Source organism: Variovorax sp. GW823-FHT02B07 (genome assembly GCF_058797695.1).
The window spans coordinates 284277-301532 of the sequence record NZ_JBXAJX010000005.1 but is presented as its reverse complement, the minus strand read 5'-3'; the positions used below and the strand labels follow the sequence as shown (position 1 = coordinate 301532).

The 17256-nt window shown below is 67.4% G+C and carries 16 protein-coding genes; 9 read left to right on the top strand and 7 right to left on the bottom strand.

The genetic code is table 11. The annotated features are described in order from the left end of the window. Positions 1-63 precede the first annotated feature (63 nt). The 3 genes from AC1RGU_RS24955 (at position 64) to AC1RGU_RS24945 (ending at position 2845) form a co-directional block, all read left to right on the top strand. A complete protein-coding gene (locus AC1RGU_RS24955; protein WP_307695334.1) occupies positions 64-957 on the top strand; it encodes a pirin family protein in 894 nt (297 codons plus the stop codon). 86 nt (positions 958-1043) lie between these two features. Next, positions 1044-2117, top strand: a complete 1074-nt coding sequence (locus AC1RGU_RS24950; RefSeq protein WP_492698577.1) for a flavodoxin family protein — start codon at positions 1044-1046, stop codon at positions 2115-2117. Positions 2118-2266: 149 nt separating this feature from the next. Continuing rightward, on the top strand, positions 2267-2845 hold the full coding sequence (locus AC1RGU_RS24945) for a Spy/CpxP family protein refolding chaperone (protein WP_095743018.1): 579 nt from the start codon (positions 2267-2269) through the stop codon (positions 2843-2845). 102 nt (positions 2846-2947) lie between these two features. On the opposite strand, the gene AC1RGU_RS24940 is transcribed toward AC1RGU_RS24945, so the two are convergent. Continuing rightward, positions 2948-3322 (bottom strand): serine/threonine protein kinase, encoded by a 375-nt coding sequence (locus AC1RGU_RS24940; protein ID WP_240531255.1) that lies wholly within the window; start codon positions 3320-3322, stop codon positions 2948-2950. A 210-nt stretch (positions 3323-3532) separates the two neighbouring features. Here AC1RGU_RS24940 and AC1RGU_RS24935 point away from each other — a divergent pair, with 210 nt between their 5' ends. The 4 genes from AC1RGU_RS24935 to AC1RGU_RS24920 all read left to right on the top strand — a co-directional run bounded on the left by AC1RGU_RS24935 (position 3533) and on the right by AC1RGU_RS24920 (position 7214). Then, positions 3533-4330, top strand: coding sequence for an endonuclease/exonuclease/phosphatase family protein (locus AC1RGU_RS24935; RefSeq protein ID WP_307695331.1), 798 nt, complete (start codon positions 3533-3535; stop codon positions 4328-4330). A gap of 14 nt (positions 4331-4344) precedes the next feature. After that, the gene (gene clsB, locus AC1RGU_RS24930) at positions 4345-5622 is read left to right on the top strand and encodes a cardiolipin synthase ClsB (protein WP_492698575.1); all 1278 of its coding nucleotides are present in this window, start codon (positions 4345-4347) and stop codon (positions 5620-5622) included. Further along, on the top strand, positions 5619-6596 hold the full coding sequence (locus AC1RGU_RS24925) for a lysylphosphatidylglycerol synthase domain-containing protein (protein WP_159279084.1): 978 nt from the start codon (positions 5619-5621) through the stop codon (positions 6594-6596). Before clsB ends, AC1RGU_RS24925 begins: the two co-directional genes overlap by 4 nt. Before the next feature lie 117 nt (positions 6597-6713). Continuing rightward, the gene (locus tag AC1RGU_RS24920) at positions 6714-7214 is read left to right on the top strand and encodes a polyhydroxyalkanoate granule-associated phasin (protein WP_307695328.1); all 501 of its coding nucleotides are present in this window, start codon (positions 6714-6716) and stop codon (positions 7212-7214) included. A 12-nt stretch (positions 7215-7226) separates the two neighbouring features. Here AC1RGU_RS24920 and AC1RGU_RS24915 read toward each other — a convergent pair whose 3' ends face one another. From AC1RGU_RS24915 to AC1RGU_RS24905, 3 genes are all read right to left on the bottom strand, one after another. Continuing rightward, the gene (locus AC1RGU_RS24915; RefSeq protein WP_492698573.1) at positions 7227-8423 is read right to left on the bottom strand and encodes a metallophosphoesterase; all 1197 of its coding nucleotides are present in this window, start codon (positions 8421-8423) and stop codon (positions 7227-7229) included. A 184-nt stretch (positions 8424-8607) separates the two neighbouring features. Further along, positions 8608-9120, bottom strand: coding sequence for a hypothetical protein (locus tag AC1RGU_RS24910; protein ID WP_139702960.1), 513 nt, complete (start codon positions 9118-9120; stop codon positions 8608-8610). Positions 9121-9232: 112 nt separating this feature from the next. Beyond that, positions 9233-9757 (bottom strand): hypothetical protein, encoded by a 525-nt coding sequence (locus tag AC1RGU_RS24905; protein WP_492698571.1) that lies wholly within the window; start codon positions 9755-9757, stop codon positions 9233-9235. A gap of 408 nt (positions 9758-10165) precedes the next feature. Between AC1RGU_RS24905 and AC1RGU_RS24900 the strand changes: the two genes are divergently transcribed. Further along, positions 10166-11329, top strand: a complete 1164-nt coding sequence (locus AC1RGU_RS24900) for an ABC transporter substrate-binding protein (RefSeq protein WP_492698569.1) — start codon at positions 10166-10168, stop codon at positions 11327-11329. Positions 11330-11412: 83 nt separating this feature from the next. Here the strand turns inward: AC1RGU_RS24900 and gyrB are convergent, their stop codons facing one another. From gyrB to dnaA, 3 genes are all read right to left on the bottom strand, one after another. After that, positions 11413-14034 carry a DNA topoisomerase (ATP-hydrolyzing) subunit B gene (gyrB, locus tag AC1RGU_RS24895; RefSeq protein ID WP_159279089.1) on the bottom strand — a complete coding sequence of 874 codons (2622 nt, stop codon included), beginning with the start codon at positions 14032-14034 and terminating at the stop codon, positions 11413-11415. A gap of 134 nt (positions 14035-14168) precedes the next feature. Further along, a complete protein-coding gene (gene dnaN / locus AC1RGU_RS24890; RefSeq protein WP_056574900.1) occupies positions 14169-15275 on the bottom strand; it encodes a DNA polymerase III subunit beta in 1107 nt (368 codons plus the stop codon). 89 nt (positions 15276-15364) lie between these two features. Beyond that, positions 15365-16744: a chromosomal replication initiator protein DnaA gene (dnaA, locus tag AC1RGU_RS24885; RefSeq protein ID WP_492698567.1), complete on the bottom strand. Its 1380-nt coding sequence runs from the start codon at positions 16742-16744 to the stop codon at positions 15365-15367. A gap of 308 nt (positions 16745-17052) precedes the next feature. Between dnaA and rpmH the strand changes: the two genes are divergently transcribed. Continuing rightward, positions 17053-17187 (top strand): 50S ribosomal protein L34, encoded by a 135-nt coding sequence (gene rpmH / locus AC1RGU_RS24880; protein ID WP_007834827.1) that lies wholly within the window; start codon positions 17053-17055, stop codon positions 17185-17187. Positions 17188-17256: the final 69 nt, after the last annotated feature.

Below are 17256 nucleotides of genomic sequence, written 5' to 3'. Positions count from 1 at the left end.
GCTCCGGGCGGCGGGCACCCCCACCGGTGGCGCGGTCGGGGCTTTGGTGCCACCATGGGCGGCATGACGAACGTTCATGCCCACCACCACCCCACCGATCCCGTCGCCACCCCGCGCGGCATCGACCACATCGTGGCCGGTGTTTCCACCAGTGACGGCGACGGCGTCAAACTCACCCGCGTGCTGCAGCAGCCGCTGCAGAAGCGGCTCGACCCCTACCTGATGCTCGATGCCTTCGGCAGCGACAACCCGGGCGACTACATCGGCGGCTTTCCGAACCACCCGCACCGGGGCTTCGAGACGGTCACCTACATGATCGCCGGGCGCATGCGCCACCGCGACAGCGCGGGCCACGAAGGCCTGCTCGAGAACGGCGGCGTGCAGTGGATGACGGCCGGCCGCGGCCTCGTGCACAGCGAGCTGCCCGAGCAGGAAGAAGGCCTGATGGAAGGCTTTCAACTCTGGCTCAACCTGCCCGCGAAAGACAAGATGCGCGAGCCCTGGTACCGCGACATCCGCAGCAGCGAGATCCCCGAGTTCACCACCGCCGGCGGCGCGCACGTGCGCGTGATCGCCGGCACCAGCCACGGCGTCGTGGGCGCGGAGCAGCGCGCGCACACCCAACCGCTGTACCTGGACATCACGCTGCCGCCCGGCGCCGAGTTCGCGCAGCCGCTGCCGCCCGACCACAACGCGCTGGTCTACGTGTTCCGCGAATCGCTGTGGATCGCGGGCAGCGAGGTGCCGACGCGGCGCATGGCCATCCTGGCGAACGACCCCGGCAGCGACGGCACGGTGCTGCGCGCCGGCGCCAGCAACCACAGCCCGGCGCGCGCGCTGCTCATCGCGGGCCGTCCGCTGAACGAGCCCATCGCGCAGTACGGGCCCTTCGTGATGAATACGCCCGAGCAGATCAAGCAGGCGGTGCACGACTTCCAGAACGGCAAGCTGGGTTGAGCCCGAAGCCTCTGTAGTCGCTCGCCTACCGCAAGTCGGCGTCGCGTGCGGTTCGCGCCGGCGGGTGCGCGGCCTAGATTGCGGTCATGCCTCCCACGATACGCAAGGGACAGGCGCCGCCGATGCTGCAGCGCGCCGAGTTCCACGACCGCTTCATGCAGAGCTTCCACGACCCGGCGTTCCGGGCCGAGACCGAGGCGCTGCGGCGCCTGGAAGACATCGCCTGGAAAGCCTACGACGAAGGCCGCAAGGCGCCCGTGACGCGCCGCGCCGGGCCGGGCTATGCCGACCCCGACTACGAACTCTCGGTCGACTGGCTCGACGCCCGCGCGCGCATCGACGCGGCGCAGGACGCCTGGGGCCGGCCCGAGACGCGCTCGCGCGTGCTGCTCGTCAACGGCTCGCCGCGCAACGACGGCACCTGCCCCGGCGAAATTTCCAAGACCTGGCGCCTCACGCAGTGCGCGCGCGAGGTGCTCGAAGGCGGCGGCATCGAGGTCGACGTGCTCGACCTGAGCCGGCTCACGTCGGACTACGGCCGCCACATCCACCCGTGCAAAGGTTGCGTCTCCACCGCGATGCCGCTGTGCCACTGGCCCTGCAGCTGCTACCCCAACCACGCACTGCGCCAGACCGGCGACTGGATGAACGAGATCTACGAACGCTGGGTGGCCGCGCACGGCGTGATCGTGCTCACGCCCACGCACTGGTACCAGGCCGCGAGCCCGCTGAAGCTCATGATCGACCGCCTCGTGTGCGCCGACGGCGGCAACCCCGACCCCACCAGCACGCACGGCAAGAAGCCCGACGAGGCCAAGGCCCTGGAGCTCGAAGGCTGGGGCTACCCCAAGCACCTGGAAGGCCGCGTCTACGGCGTGGTGGTGCACGGCGACGTGGCCGGCCCCGAGGGCCTGCGCCGCAACCTCACAGACTGGCTCGACTGGATGGGCCTGGTCGACGCCGGCGCGCAGGCGCGGCTGGACCGCTACATCGGCTACTACGCGCCCTACGCCACCAGCCACGAGGCGCTGGACGCAGATGCCGACGTGCAGGAAGAGGTGCGCAACGTCGCGCGCGCCGTGGTGCTCGCGGTGGCCGCGCTGCGCGCCGGCAAGCTGCAAGCGCCCGACCGCGGGCTGAAGGCGCCCCGGCCCAAATAAGTCACGCTGCGGGCGGCAGCACCGCGCTGCGGTTCATGCTTCTTTACGCACGCTCACGTTCGGCTCACGGACGCGTTACAGAGGCGCTCCACACTTCGTCTCACCCGCTGCCCTTTGGTGGCGGACTTCTTCGAAAGGAAGCGACTCTCATGATCTCTCTTCGCCAACGCATCGTCTGGGCCAGCCTGCTGGGTTCGGCCGCCCTCGCCTCTTCGGGTGCCTTCGCTCAGGCGCCGGCCGCCACCGCGCCGTCGACCGCTGCACCCACGGCCGCCACGGCCCCCGCCGATGCCACCGCCGCACCCAAGGCGCAGCACAAGCGCATGGACCCGGCCCAGCGCATGGAGCGCATGAAGGAGCACCGTGCCAAGCGCCTGGCCGCGCTGAAGGACAAGCTCAAGCTCACCAGCGCCCAGGAAGGCGCGTGGAGCAGCTTCACCGAGGCCAGCCAGCCGCCGGCCGGTGCTGCCCGCCCGCAGCGCATGGACCGCGCCGAGTTCGCCAAGCTGACCACGCCGCAGCGCCTGGAGCACATGCAGGCCCGCCAGGCCGAGCGCAGCGCCCGGTTCGCCAAGCGCGCCGAAGCGACCAAGACCTTCTACGCCGCGCTGACGCCCGAGCAGCAGAAGACCTTCGATGCCGAGACCGCGAAGTTCGCGGGCCACGGCCATCGCTTCCATCGCGGTGGGCATGAAGGCCACCACGGTGCAGCGCCTGCCAAGAGCTGAGGCTGACCGGGCGGCCGGCTGAAGGGAGCCGGCCTCCAGGAAAGGGCAGAAAAAAGCCCGCGATGCGTGAAGCATCGCGGGCTTTTTCGTGGGCGCGCGGTGTTACTGCGGCGTGCCCGTCTTCTCGGTCGGGTTGGTCGGCACCGCCGGGCGTTCGCCCGGCTGGCCGAAGCGCGGCTTCACGTGCTGCGTCTCGGCGCGCACCTCGGCGCGCGAGCGCTCGCCGGTGGGCGACGGCATCGCGTTGGGCTGGTGGTTCACGGTGGTGCTGGCCTCGCCCTTGGGTACCACGCTGTTGGCGTTGTTGCGGTTCTGCGCGCGGGCCTCGGCCTTCACGGCTTCGCGCGAGACGGGCATCGAGCTGTCGCCCGCCATCGGTTCGACGGGCGCCGGTTTCTGGGCCTGGGCGACGCCCGCGCCCAGCAGGGCGGCGAGCAGCGCGGTGGGGATCGTCAGGCGTTGCAGGGTGGTCATCATGGAAAGCTCCTTTGCAGATGGAAAAAGGCACAAAGCACGAGCGCGTTGGCATCGGCTTTGAAACCACCGTAGGAGCCTCGATTAGGGCGTGATGTGGGGGTGCGGCAGGCCTGCCTGTAGGAGCCCGCCGCCCTTGCGTGAAAGGCACGCGAAGAAGGTGGCGCGTTCCTACAGTCGGCGCGGGCGCGGCCACGTACAACGGGAACACCGATGTCCTCCCCCGTCACTTCCCCGCTGCCCGAGGCCGCCGTCGCCGCCGCACCGGCCTCGCTCAAGGTCATGACCGTGAACACCCACAAGGGCTTCACGGCGCTGAACCGCCGCTTCATCCTTCCGGAGCTGCGCGACGCGGTGCGCACCGTGGGCGCCGACGTGGTGTTCCTGCAGGAGGTGATGGGCACGCACGCGCGCCATTCGCGCACCGTGAACAACTGGCCCGAGGCGCCGCACTACGAATTCCTGGCCGACACCATGTGGCCGCAGTTCGCCTACGGGCGCAACGCGGTGTATCCGAAGGGGCACCACGGCAACGCCGTGTTGTCGAAGTTTCCGATCGTGCATTTCCGCAACCACGACGTGTCGGTGAGCGGCCCCGAGAAGCGCGGCCTGCTGCACTGCGTGCTGCGCCTGCCCGGGCGCACGGTCGACGTGCATGCGATCTGCGCGCACCTCGGGCTGGCCGAGGCGCACCGCCAGCAGCAGCTGGAGTTGCTGTGCCACATCGTGCGCGACGAGGTGCCGGCCGACGCGCCGCTGATCGTGGCGGGCGACTTCAACGACTGGCGCGCCCGCGCGCACGACGTGCTGGCCGAAGGCGCGTCGCTGCGCGAGGTGTTCGTGCATGCCCACGGCCGCGCCGCGCGCACCTTCCCGGCGCGCCTGCCGCTGCTGCCGCTGGACCGCATCTACGTGCGCAACGCGGGCGCGCACGCGCCCGTGGTGCTGCCGCGCCGGCCGTGGTCGCATCTGTCGGACCATGCCCCGCTGGTGGCGGACATCGACCTGTGAGCAGCGAGGCCCCCATGCGCGACACCCCCGAGCGCGCCGGCCACTGGACCGGCGGCAACCGCATCGATCTGCTGGAGAACGGCGAGGAATTCTTTCCGCGCGTGTTCGAGGCGATTGGCGCGGCGCGGCGCGAAGTGATCATCGAGACCTTCATCCTGTTCGAGGACAAGGTGGGCCTGGCGTTGCATGCGGCCATGCGCGCGGCGGCGCAGCGCGGCGTGAAGGTCGACCTGATGATCGACGGCTTCGGCTCGCCCGATCTCTCTCACGAGTACCTCGAAAGCCTGGCCACGGCCGGCGTCAAGGTGCGCGTGTTCGACCCGGGTCAGCGTTTCCTGGGCCAGCGGCTCAACGTGTTCCGCCGCATGCACCGCAAGATCGTGGTGGTCGATGGCGAGCGCGCCTTCGTGGGCGGCATCAACTACTCCGAGGACCACCTGCTCGACTTCGGCCCCAAGGCCAAGCAGGACTACGCGGTCGAGCTGGCGGGGCCGATCGTGGCCGAGATCCATCAGTTCGTGCTGCGCGCGATTGCAGTCGGCGGCAAGGGCGTGGGCTGGTTCCGGCGAAGGCTGAAGCAGGCACCGCCCGCGTCGCAGCTGCAGGCCGCGGCGGGCGAGGCCGACGCGATCTTCGTCACGCGCGACAACCGCCGCCACACCAACGACATCGAGCGCCACTACCGCGCCGCGATCCGCGCCGCGCGCGAGCGCATCGTGATCGCCAACGCGTACTTCTTTCCGGGCTACCGGCTCATCAAGGAGCTGCGGCGCGCGGCACGCCGGGGCGTCGATGTGCGCCTCATCCTGCAGGGCGAGCCCGACATGCCGATCGTGAAAACGGCCGCCGGCATGCTGTACCACCACCTGCTGCACGCGGGCGTGCGCATCTACGAGTACTGCGACCGCCCGCTGCACGGCAAGGTCGCGCTCATGGACGACCGCTGGAGCACCGTGGGCTCGAGCAACCTCGATCCGCTGAGCCTGTCGCTCAACCTGGAGGCCAACGTGGTCGTGCGCGACACCGCGTTCAACAAGGTGCTGTGGGAGCGCATGGACCATCTCATGCAGCACAGCTGCAAGCAGATCGGCACGCACGACCTGGCCAGCGAATGGAGCGGCTGGCGGCTGGTGCGCAGCTTCTTCGTCTTTCACTTCTTGCGCTGGTACCCGTCGTGGCTCAACCGCCTGCCGCGCCACGCGCCGCGCCTGACGCCGGCCGAGGCGACCGATCTCATGGCGCAGCAGAAGAAGCGCGGCGACGAGGGCACGACGCGCACGGAGACGGCATGAGCGCATCCCTCGCCCTCACGCACCGGCCCTGGTGGCCGTGGGCGCGGCGCGTGGCGATCTGGGCCTTCTTCGGCGCCATCGCCTGGCTGCTGCTGAAGCAGGCGCGCACCATCGACTGGGCCGAGGTGTTCGCCGCACTGCGCGCATTGCCGGGCACCACGCTGCTCGCGGCCGGCGCGCTGGCCGCCGCCAGCTTCGGGCTCTACAGCACCTACGACCTGCTGGGGCGCCACCTCACGAAGCACCGGCTCGGCGCGGGCACGGTGGTCGGCGTGACCTTCATCAGCTACGCCTTCAACCTCAACTTCGGCTCGCTGGTGGGCGGCGTGGCCTTCCGCTACCGGCTGTACTCGCGCCTGGGGCTGGGCAACGAGACCATCACGCGCGTGCTGGGCTTCAGCATGCTGACCAACTGGCTCGGCTACCTCGTGGTGGCCGGCGCGGCGTTCTGCTTCTGGCCGATGGCGCTGCCGCCCGACTGGAAGATCGACGGCGGCGGCCTGCGCATGCTCGGCGCGGTGCTGCTCATGGTGTCGCTGGCCTACCTGGCGCTGTGCGCGTTCTCCGATGGCCACGTCTGGCGCGTGCGCGGCCATGCGCTGCGCACGCCGAGCTTGCCGATGGCCTTGCTGCAGCTGGCGATGTCGTGCGTCAACTGGTCGCTCATCGGCGGCGTGATCTGGGTGCTGCTGCAGGGCGAGGTCGGGTATCCGCAGGTGCTCGCGGTGCTGCTGGTCGCGGCCGTGGCGGGCGTGGTCACGCACGTGCCGGCGGGGCTCGGCGTGCTGGAGGCCGTGTTCGTCGCGCTGCTGGCGCACGAGGTGCCCAGCACCCGGTTGCTGGGGGCGCTGCTGGCCTACCGCGCGCTGTATTACCTGCTGCCGCTGGCCGTGGCGCTCGTCGCTTACCTCGTCACCGAGGCGCGTGCACGGCGCTTGCGCGCGGATGCCGGCAACAACCACAACAAACGTTAAATATTGCCCGCAGAAAGCAATCGATCGGTGAAATGACGGTCAGGAAATGTTGCACTGCAACAATTTTCACTTTGCAGGCCTATAGTGGCCCTCTGTTCCCCTACGTGCCCTCTTCCCATGTCGTCCTTCAGTACCACCGCCCGCGTGGCCAGCCCGCTGATGCAATGGGTCGACCTGGCCCTCAAGACCCACGAGACCCTGCTGTCGTCCGGCACGGTGATCCGCATGCGCACCGAGCGCATCGCCAAAGCCGGGCTCACGCCCAGCGCCGCCGACCTTGCGGAGTTCCAGCTAATGGGCCACGAAAAGCTCGCCGCGGCGAGCGAGTCGGGCCTGGCGATGGCCCGGCAGTGGCACAGCAGCCAGGCCTCGCTGGCCCAGCGCGCGTGGCAGCAATGGCTGCAGGGCGCCACGGCGCTCTTCTCGCTGGCCGGCAGTTTCACGCCGGCGCAGGCGGCCACGCATGGCGACGCGCTCGTGCAGGCCACGGCGCGCGGTGCCAGCACGGCGGGTCAGCTCACGGGCGTGGCGGTGCGCATTGCGCGCGAAGGCCTGAAGCCGATCCACGCGGCCGCCACGTCGAACGCGCGGCGACTGCTGGCCGAACTGCAGGCCTGACGCCGCTGCGTTTCAGGGTTGCGCCGGGACCAGCGTCACCAGCGTGATTTCCGACGGCGCGCCGAAACGCTTCGGCGGCCCCCAGTAGCCGGTGCCCCGGCTCACGTAGATCCACATGTCGTGCAGCCGGTGCAGGCCGGCCGTGAACGGCTGCTGCATCGGCACGAACAGGTTCCATGGGAAGAACTGGCCGCCGTGCGTGTGGCCCGACAGCTGCAGCTGGTAGCCGGCCGCGGCCGCCACCGGCGCGCTGCGCGGCTGGTGCGCCAGCAGCACGCGCGTGTGCACCAGCGGTGGCGCGTCGTACAGCGCCAGGTGCGGGTCGCTTGCGTGCGCGGCGTCGAAGTGGCCGGCAGTGAAATCGGTCACGCCGGCCAGCACCAGCGCGCTTTCGAACAGCTCTTCGTCGGTCTGCGCGCCGCGCACGTTGCGCGTCTGCAGAACCACGTGCTCGTTCAGCAGCACCTTCAGGCCGAGGCGGCGCAGCTCGTCGATCCAGGCGTGCGCGCCCGCGTAGTACTCGTGGTTGCCCGTGACCACGAAGGTGCCGTGGCGTGCGCGCAGCCCTGCCAGCGGCGCGATGTGCTCGCGCAGCTCGGGCACGCTGCCGTCGACCAGGTCGCCGGTGATCGCGATGGCGTCGGCGCCGAGCCGGTTCACCGCGTCGACGATGCGCTGGATGTAGCCGTTGCGGATCGTCGGGCCCACGTGGATGTCGCTGAGCTGGGCGATCGTGAAGCCGGCCAGCGCCGCGGGCAGGCCGCGAATGGGCACGTCGACCTGCTTCACGCCGGCCGTGCGGCGCGCGTTGACGAAGCCGACCAGCGACACGCCCGTGGCCAGCGCCAGCACCGCCAGCGCGCTCCAGGGCCCGACCTTGTCCCAGGGCACCTGCAGGCCGCCGAGCGCGTTCGCCAGCCAGGCCAGCAGCAGGCCGAGGTCGCGCACCAGCGTGAGCACGAACAGCGAGGAGAACCAGCCCATGCTGATCAGGCCGATCCAGTGCAGCGTCTCGCCCGCGGGCTTCGCCTTGCGGTCGGCGCGGTGGCTGCGCGACACGAAGGGCAGCGGCATCGTGACCGCCGACACCGCCAGCAGCACGAGCGCCAACGGCCACGCAGGCGTGAGCGACGCCAGCGCAGGCAGCAGGCGCAGCGCGATGTAGACGTGCAGCAGCGCGGTCAGGACGCTCAGGGGACGGATCGGCATGAGGACTGGGGGGACGCGGGCATTTCCCGGGACACGTCATCTGCAAGGCGCATGCCGCGCATTCAAGGCGTCGAAAGCTGCCTGGGTCGCTATTTTTTCTATAGCGCAGGGCAACCGGATAGCGGGCGTTATGGCGCCACGGGCGCGACGCTTCGGTGTCCGCTGCGGCGCGGTGCCGCCTCGCTTACCGCACCGTGCGCGTGCCGGCCGACGCCATGTCGGTGCCCGCCGGCCATTCGAAGAGCGCCTTGGCCGGCGCACCGGGCGACACCAGCAGCGTCTGCTTGAGCGTCTGGCCGCCGATGCGAGCCTCCACTTCGTAGCGCCCGGGCTCGAGCCGCGCCACCATGAACGGGCCGCCCGAGACCACGTTGTCGAGCAGCGCGGTGCCGTGGCTGTCGCGCACGGTCACGTGCACGCCGGCCGCGAAGTCGGCGCGGCGGCCATCCTTGATCGCGAATTCGAAGCTCGCGGGCCAGCGCGGCGACACGGTTTCCATCAGCTGCGCCTCGTCCTGGCCGATGCCGCCGCTCATGTACTCGACGCCGTGCGCCATGTGGATCGGCGGGTTCATCGCGGCCTGGGCCGGCTGCGCCGAGAGCGCGCCGCCGAGCAGCACCAGCAAGGCGGCGCCAGCCGCCGCGGCCACGGGCCGGGCGTGCGAGAACAGAAACAGGGGATTGGTGGTGAGAGACATCGGAGCCTTCCTTTCCGGGCGGTGGTGGCGACAGGCCACGCAGGAAGGCACTGTGCCGGGCACGACTTAAGGAAGACTTAACTGCGCGCGGGCCGTCGCGGCCCGCGTCGGGTCAGCGCGCGGCGGTTTGTGCCAGCGCCTGGGGCAGCGGTGGCGCGACCGAGGCCATGTCGAAGTTCGACGGCCAGACGAAGGAGGCGCGCGCCGGGATGCCGGCGATCACGACCAGCTGCTGCGTGAGCGTGAGCCCGCCCAGCGTCACGTTGACGTCGTAGGCGCCCGGTTCGAGCCGCGCGAGCATGTAGGGCGCCTGCGTCTGCACTTCCATCACCGTCTGGCCCGTGTACTTCTGGCGGATCTGGATCGCTGCCTTGGCCGGGAAACCCGCCTGCTGTGCGCCCTTGCCGTCGTTCACGCGCAAGTCGATGGTCGCGGCCCAGCGCGGCGCGACCATTTCCAGGAAGGCGGCTTCGCCCTTGGCGGCACCGCCGCACATGTATTCGATGCCCTGCGCGACCTGGATCGGCGGGTTCGAGAACGCATGGGCCGGCGACACGGCCACGAGGAAGGCCGCGGCGACCGATGCGGCGCCCAGAACCAGTGCAGCCACGGGCTGTTGGAAACGCTTGGGGTTCATTGCTCTGTGTGTCCTCGATCTTGCGTGACAGGAAATCCGTCAGGAATTTTGCTTAGCAAGAGTCGGGCTAGATATAGCGTTTACGAGGAAGCTTCTGCGTTGCGTAGGTGAATGCTATTGTTTTCATAGCTGGTGACGACCGTGTGACGGGCGTCAGTTCCACTTTTCGGGTGTCTTTCATCGGAAACCCTGAGACGGGGCTCGCGGGCGCGCCGCGAACGAGCGCTTTCTGGTCCGTCGCCGGCCCCGCGGCCTGTGCTGAATTGGCAACAAAAGACGGAATTGGTGCGCAATTGACTGGGCATTCCCTAGCTATTGGCGGGCGCGCAAAGAAATTAGGCTCGGCGCTTCCTTTCAAAGCGCGCAAACCAAATGCTTCATTCAAATCGCCGATTCGTTTTTTTGCTGATGGGTTTGGGACTGGCCGTCCAGGCAAGCGCAGAGCAGCCGGTGCCGATCCGCATCGGTGTCATCGGCCCTTTCACCGGGCCGTCGGCCGATTTCGGTGTGCCCATGCTCAACGGCGTGAAGATGGCCGTGGACGAAATCAATGCCGTGGGCGGGTATCTGGGCCGCTCGCTCGAACTGGTGATCAAGGACGACCAGGCCAATCCGGACACTGGCCGCTCGCAATCCCAGGCCCTCGTCAATGAAAAAGTGGTCGCGACCATCGGCTTCTGCAATACCGGCGTGGCGATGAATTCATTGGCCGTTTTCAATGACGCGAAATTGCCGTTGATCGTGCCTTGCGCCACCGGCTCGCCGCTGACCTCGACCTATCCGCCGGCCACGAGCTACGTATTTCGCACCTCGCCCAAAGACAGTATCCAGGCCCCCTTCGTGGTCGACGACCTGCTGGCGCGCGGCTGGAAACGGGTTGCCGTGCTGCACGACAGCACCGGCTACGGCGAGGCGGGCGCCAAGGATGTCGAGAAGGCGCTGGCGGCCAAGCACCTCAAGCCCGTGTACGTGGGGAAATTTCCGCTCGGCGTGAAAGACCTGACGAAAGAGCTGTCGGAGGCCAAGGCGGCCGGCGCGGACGTGATCTTCAGCTACACCGTAGGCCCCGAGAACGCCGTGATCGCGCGCAGCCGGCAGGCCATCGGCTGGAAGGTGCCGCAGGTTGGCGCCTGGACGCTGTCCTTCCCGTCCTTCATCGAGGGCGCCCGCGAAGCTTCCGAAGGCGCGCTGATGGCGCAGAGCTTCATCGCCGAGCCGAGCAACGAGCGCCGCTCGTCGTTTCTTTCCAACTACGCGCGGAAATTCAACACCAAGCGCATCCCGGTGCCGATGGCCGCCGCGCAGGCCTACGACGCCACCTACCTGCTGGCCCACGCGATGTTCAACGTGCCCAACGGCAAGCTCGAAGGCCCGTTCATCAAGGCCGCGCTCGAGCAGCCCAAGCGGCCCTACTACGGCGTGGTCACGACCTACGACAAGTCGTTTTCGGAAAACGACAAGGATGCGCTGTCGCCCAACATGCTGGTGATGGGCGTGGTGCGCAACGGGCAGATCAGCTTCGCGTACCCGGAGGACGCCAAGCGCAACCTGTTCGTGCAGCGCAAGCAGTAAGAGGAATCAAAAAAAGGGGCGCTTGCAGGCGCCCCCTTGGTGAACAGCGCGACACCGCCGGTGCCGCGCCATCGATCGATCGATCAGACGTCGATGTTCGCCGCGCGCAGCGCGTTCTGCTCGATGAACTCGCGGCGCGGTTCCACCTCGTCGCCCATCAGCATCGTGAACACGCGGTCGGCTTCGATCGCGTCGTCGATCTGCACGCGCAGCAGGCGGCGCACGGTCGGGTCCATGGTGGTTTCCCACAGCTGCTCGGGGTTCATCTCGCCCAGGCCCTTGTAGCGCTGGCGCGAGGTGGCGCGTTCGGCTTCGCCGATCAGCCACTTCATGGCCTGGCGGAAGTCGTCGACCTTCTCTTCCTTGGCGCGTTCGCCTTCGCCGCGCTTGACCAGCGCGCCTTCGGCGCTCAGCAGGCCGCGGAAGGTGTTGGCGGCCTGGGCCAGCGCGTCGTAGTCGGCGCCGTGCACGAAGTCCTGCGAGATCACGCTGGACTTGATGTTGCCGTGGTGGCGGCGGCTGATGCGCAGCAGCGGCTTGTCGGTGCGGGCGTCGAATTCGCTGCTCACCTCGGCCGGCACGCCGGTCGTGTTGAGCTCGCGCAGCTTGGCCTGCAGGGCGACGGCCGAGGCCTCGGCGGCGGCCGGCGTGTCGAGGTCGAGCGCCACGCCGTCGGCGATGGCGCGCAGCGCTTCGGCATCCATGAAGTTGCGCAGGCGCGCAATCACGGCCTCGGCCACCTGGTGCTTGCGCGCCAGCTCGGCCAGGGTGTCGCCCGACAGCGTGGTCGAGGCGGCACCGCCGGTCTCGATGCTCGCGTCCTTCAGGGCCACCTTGAGCAGGAAGGCGTCCAGCGCGGGGCCGTCCTTGAGGTACTGCTCTTCCTTGCCGACCTTCACCTTGTACAGCGGCGGCTGCGCGATGTAGATGTGGCCGCGCTCGACCAGCTCGGGCATCTGCCGGTAGAAGAAGGTGAGCAGCAGCGTGCGGATGTGCGCGCCGTCCACGTCGGCGTCGGTCATGATGATGATGCGGTGGTAGCGCAGCTTGGCGACGTTGAAGTCGTCCGCGCCGCCGCCCGCGGTGGTCGCGCCAGCGCGGCCGATGCCGGTGCCCAGGGCGGTGATCATGGTGAGAATTTCGTTGCTGGTGAGCAGCTTCTCGTAGCGTGCCTTCTCGACGTTCAGGATCTTGCCGCGCAGCGGCAGGATGGCCTGGAACTTCCGGTCGCGGCCCTGCTTGGCGGAACCGCCTGCGGAGTCACCCTCCACCAGGTAGACCTCGCACAGGGCGGGGTCCTTTTCCTGGCAGTCGGCCAGCTTGCCGGGCAGGCCCATGCCGTCGAGCACGCCCTTGCGGCGCGTCATTTCGCGGGCCTTGCGCGCGGCTTCGCGGGCACGGGCGGCCTCGACGATCTTGCCGCAGATGATCTTGGCGTCGTTCGGACGCTCCTGCAGGTAGTCGGTGAGCAGGCGGCCGACGATGTCTTCCACCGGCGCGCGCACTTCGCTGGACACCAGCTTGTCCTTGGTCTGGCTGGAGAACTTGGGCTCGGGCACCTTCACGCTCAGCACGCAGCACAAGCCTTCGCGCATGTCGTCGCCGGTGACTTCGACCTTCGCTTTTTTCGCGAACTCGTTTTCTTCGATGTACTTGTTGATGACACGGGTCATCGCGGCGCGCAGGCCGGTGAGGTGGGTGCCGCCGTCACGCTGCGGGATGTTGTTGGTGAAACAGAGGACCTGCTCGTTGTAGCCGCTGTTCCACTGCATCGCCACTTCGACGCCGATGTGCGTGCCGGGGATGCCGCCGTAGGTGTCGGCCGGCTTCTCGCCCGCTGCGTAGAACGAGTTCGGGTGCAGGACGGTCTTGCCCTTGTTGATGAACTCCACGAAGCCGCGCACGCCGCCGGCGCCGGAGAAATCGTCTTCCTTGCCGGTGCGCTCGTCGAGCAGGCGGATGCGCACGCCGTTGTTCAGGAAGCTCAGCTCGCGCAGGCGCTTGCTCAGGATTTCGTAGTGGAAATCGTTGTTTTCCTTGAAGATTTCCGTGTCGGGCAGGAAGTGCACTTCGGTGCCGCGCTTGTCGGTGTCGCCGATGACCTTCATGGGCGAGACCTCGAAGCCGTTCACGGTCTCGAGCAGGCGGTTCTGCACGAAGCCGCGGCTGAATTCGAGCTCGTGGATCTTGCCTTCGCGGCGCACGATGAGGCGCAGCTTCACGCTCAGCGCGTTCACGCACGAGACGCCCACGCCGTGCAGGCCGCCCGAGACCTTGTAGCTGTTCTGGTTGAACTTGCCGCCGGCGTGCAGTTCGGTGAGCGCGATTTCGGCGGCCGAGCGCTTGGGCTCGTGCTTGTCGTCCATCTTCACGCCGGTCGGGATGCCGCGGCCGTTGTCGGTGACGGAGATCGAGTTGTCGGAGTGGATCGTGACGACGATGTCGTCGCAATGGCCCGCGAGCGCTTCGTCGATGGAGTTGTCGACCACTTCGAACACCAGGTGGTGCAGGCCCGTGCCGTCGGAGGTGTCGCCGATGTACATGCCCGGGCGCTTGCGCACGGCTTCCAGACCTTCGAGGATCGTGATCGCACCTTCGCCGTAGCTGGAGTCGGCGGGGACGCCTTCGGGCGCCACGATCTGGATTTCGGGGGTATAGACCGGCTCGGTGTGCGGCACGTCGGGCTTGTTCTCTTCTGCACTCATTCGGATATTCCTCTGTCTCTCACGGGTTTCCCGTGATTTTTCGGGCTCTCAAAAGCTCAATTCGCCGCCTCTTGAAAGCGCAAACCCGCGGGGGGCCGCGGGTCGTGTGCGCAAGGCGCTGTGTTTTCCAGGGTCTAGATGCGCATCGGCATCACGACGTACTTGAAAGATGCGTTCTCGGGGATGGTTAACAAGGCCGAGCTGTTGGAGTCGGCCAGGTCCAGCTTGACCATGTCCTGGTCCATGTTCGACAGCGCGTCGATCAGGTAGGTGACGTTGAAGCCGATTTCGATGCTGTCGCCGCCGTAGTCGATGTCGAGCTCGTCCTGGGCTTCTTCCTGCTCGGCGTTGTTCGACGCGATGCGCAGCGTGCCCGGCTCGATGTTCAGGCGCACGCCCTTGAACTTCTCGCTGGTCAGGATGGCGGTGCGCTGCAGGCTGGCCAAGAGCGGCGCGCGGCCGAGCGTGACGGTGTTCTTGTGGTTCTTCGGAATCACGCGGTTGTAGTCGGGGAACTTGCCCTCGACCAGCTTGGTGACGAACTCCATGCCGCCGAAGCTGAACTTGGCCTGGTTGTTCGCGAACTGCATCTCGATGGCGCCTTCGGCGTCCGACAGGAGGCGCTGCATTTCGAGCACGGTCTTGCGCGGCAGGATCACTTCCTGGCGCGGCACTTCGACGTCGAGCATGGCCGAGGAGAACGCCAGGCGGTGGCCGTCGGTGGCCACCAGGCTCAGCTGCTTGCCTTCGGCCACGAACAGGATGCCGTTCAGGTAGTAGCGGATGTCGTGCACGGCCATCGCGAACGAGACCTGCGAGAGCAGGTCTTTCAGCGTCTTTTGCGGCACGCTGAACACGGGGCCGAAATTGGCGGCTTCCTGCACCAGCGGGAAGTCTTCGGCGGGCAGCGACTGCAGCGTGAAGCGGCTCTTGCCGCCCTTGAGCACGAGCTTGCTGGCGCTCGATTCGAGGCTCACGGTCTGGTCGGCCGGCATGGTGCGCAGGATGTCGATCAGCTTGCGCGCGCCGATGGTGGTCGTGAAGTTGCCTTCGTCGCCACCGAGCTCGGCGGTGGTGCGGATCTGGATCTCGAGGTCGCTGGTGGTCAGCTGCAGCTGGCCGCCGGTCTTGCGGATCAGCACATTGGCCAGGATCGGCAGGGTGTGACGCCGCTCCACGATGCCGGCCACCGACTGCAGCGCGGCAAGAACTTTGTCTTGGGTTGCCTTCAAAACGATCATGTCTTCTTCCTCTTCTCTTATCTCTTTGAATCAGCTTTCAGGACGCCATTCTCCGCTGTCGCGAGGGGCGTTCTTGATGACATTCGGCTTCAGCCTTTGAGGGTCTGTTCGAGGACGTGCAGCTGCTGGTTGAGTTCGGTGAGCTGCTGGCGCTCGCCCGAAATCTTTCGCACTGCGTGGAGCACCGTCGTGTGGTCGCGACCGCCGAACAGCTCGCCGATTTCCGGCAGGCTCTTCTGCGTGAGCTCCTTGGCCAGGTACATCGCGATCTGCCGCGGCCGCGCAATGCTGGCCGGGCGTTTCTTGCTGTACATGTCGGCGACCTTGATCTTGTAGTAGTCGGCCACCGTCTTCTGGATATTTTCGACCGAGATCTGCCGATTCTGGATCGACAGCAGGTCGCGCAGCGCCTCGCGCGCCAGGGCGATCGAGATCTCCTTCTGGTTGAAGCGCGAGTACGCCAGGATCTTGCGCAGGGCGCCTTCGAGCTCGCGCACGTTGGAGCGCACGTTCTTGGCCACGAAGAAGGCGACTTCCTCGGGCATTTCGGTGCCTTCGACGCGGGCCTTGTTGATCAGAATGGCCACGCGCATCTCGAGCTCGGGCGGCTCGATCGCCACCGTGAGGCCCGAATCGAAGCGCGACACCAGCCGCTCGTGGATGTCGGCCAGCCCCTTGGGATAGGTGTCGCTGGTCATCACGATGTGCGACTTCTTGGCCAGCAGGGCCTCGAAGGCGTTGAAGAACTCTTCCTGCGTGCGGTCCTTGTTGGCGAAGAACTGCACGTCGTCGATCAGCAGCAGATCGAGCGAGTGGTAGCGTTCCTTGAACTCATCGAAAGTCTTGCGCTGATAGGCCTTGACCACATCCGACACGAACTGCTCGGCGTGGATGTAGAGAACTTTGGAATCGGGCCGGTCGGCCAGCAGCCGGTTACCCACAGCGTGCATCAGGTGGGTCTTGCCCAGGCCGACGCCGCCGTAGATGAAAAGCGGGTTGTACAGGTGGCCCGGCATGCCGGCCACGTGCATGGCCGCGGCGCGCGCCATGCGGTTGGCCGTGCCCTCGACCAGGGTGTCGAACGTGAGCCCCGAATTGAGCCGGTTCTTGAAGCCGGCGGCCGCCGGTTCCTCGCCCGGGCCGGCCACGTCGCGCGGCACATCCGTTTCGGCCATGATGGCGATGGGTGCAACACGGACGGGGGTTTCTCGCGGAGCGAGCGCTAACTCGATGGTGACCGGCTGGCCGTACATCTTCTCGGCCATGGCCGCGATCTTGCCCGCGTACTGGGCACGGATCCAGTCGAGCTTGAAGCGGTTGGCGACGAACACCGTCATGCGCGAAAGGTCGTCGGCGACCTGCGCGGTGAGGGGCTTGATCCAGGTGTTGAACTGCTGCTCGGACAGCTCCTGCGCGAGCTGGTCGACGCAGGCCTGCCACAGGCTTTCGCCGATGCCGTCAGTCGACATGGGCGCTTGAAAAAGTGATGGAACCCTCGGGCATTTCTTGTATAGGTATTGTGGATATTCTCTGCTGGAAGGCGCCGGGCATTCTAACTTGTCAAAACCTTATCCACATGCTGCGCTGCACATGGAAAGGCCCGCAAATCCAGTCGAAGATTGTTCCGGCGGCCAATGTTTGCGATAATTGCGGGTTTCCCTGAAAAGCCTTCACAGCGTCTTTCGGGGGCCATCCGAAACTCGCTCCCCCAGCGCTCGCCGGGTTTTTGCATGCCTTCATGCGGAAACCGGCGCAAACAGGGAATCAGGAAACCATCATGAAACGCACTTACCAAGCATCCAAAGTCCGCCGCGCCCGTACCCACGGCTTTCTGGTCCGCATGAAGACCCGTGGCGGCCGCGCCGTGATCAACGCACGCCGCGCCAAGGGCCGCAAGCGCCTGGCCGTCTGACGGCACCCCACCTGCCGTTGTCAGCCGCCGATACGTCCGCGCAGGCTCCTGCAGCCTCTGCGCCTGGCC